Source organism: Dellaglioa sp. CoH-56-MRSF-13 (assembly GCF_056782095.1).
In genome coordinates this window covers 1-722 of the sequence record NZ_JBXAYC010000024.1, presented here as the reverse complement: position 1 = coordinate 722, position 722 = coordinate 1, and the positions used below count along the sequence as shown (strand labels likewise).

Genomic DNA, 722 nt, shown 5'->3' with positions numbered 1-722 from the left:
AACCTGCACCGTGTGTTCTTCACGGCACGTGCCCGCGACGCGTACGTACGTCGTATGGAGGCCGGAATCCTGCACCCGCACGAGCGCGCAGTTCACGAACGATCGCTGGACCAATCGAATATGGACGACTTCGCGTATGACGATTTCGACGACTTTGCACCAATGGATTGGCTGGACGATGATCGTACGCCGGCTACGCGCTCGTACGCCACAGATTTCAACCCGATCGTGGTCAAGCCGCAATCGGCGGTGCTCCTGACTGGTATCTGAAGGAAAACATGAACAAGTTCAATCGATTCACGCGTGGCTTTCTGGTCGCGGTGGAAATCGCGGCTGCGTGCGTCGCAGGCGTAAAGTACTGGTCAATGGGTGACGCGGTTGGCGGCTGTTACTGGCTGCTGATCGCGGTTCTTGCCCAGACCCTCATCATCGAACATAAACAGGAGTGTGGTCAATGAGGTCTATTCCGTCGATCCTGATGTATGTGTGTGCTGCATTCAACATGCTGTACGCCGTGGCCATTAACATGGGCGGCAACACCCAGCTGGCTACGTATCATCTGCTGTGGGCCGTGCTCGACTACATGATTGCTGCCAAGATCGCGGAGGACGCATGACCTTCGAACACTGGTATACGCAATACGGTGAAGCCAATTCTGGAATCGTGCGTATGGTGCGGCGCGATATGGAGTCTGCCTATCAAGCAGGTCGCAACGATGCACG

General features: G+C 56.0%; 3 protein-coding genes. All 3 read left to right on the top strand.

All coding sequences use genetic code 11. The features are described from left to right. The coding region (locus AC1RP1_RS07640) for a hypothetical protein (protein WP_481762663.1) at nucleotides 1-270 on the top strand (270 nt) is incomplete at its 5' end. An 8-nt stretch (nucleotides 271-278) separates the two neighbouring features. Continuing rightward, nucleotides 279-458, top strand: a complete 180-nt coding sequence (locus AC1RP1_RS07635) for a hypothetical protein (protein ID WP_281116336.1) — start codon at nucleotides 279-281, stop codon at nucleotides 456-458. Continuing rightward, nucleotides 455-616 (top strand): hypothetical protein, encoded by a 162-nt coding sequence (locus AC1RP1_RS07630; protein WP_281116337.1) that lies wholly within the window; start codon nucleotides 455-457, stop codon nucleotides 614-616. The genes AC1RP1_RS07635 and AC1RP1_RS07630 overlap by 4 nt, the downstream gene beginning before the upstream one ends. The last annotated feature ends 106 nt before the right edge of the window (nucleotides 617-722 follow it).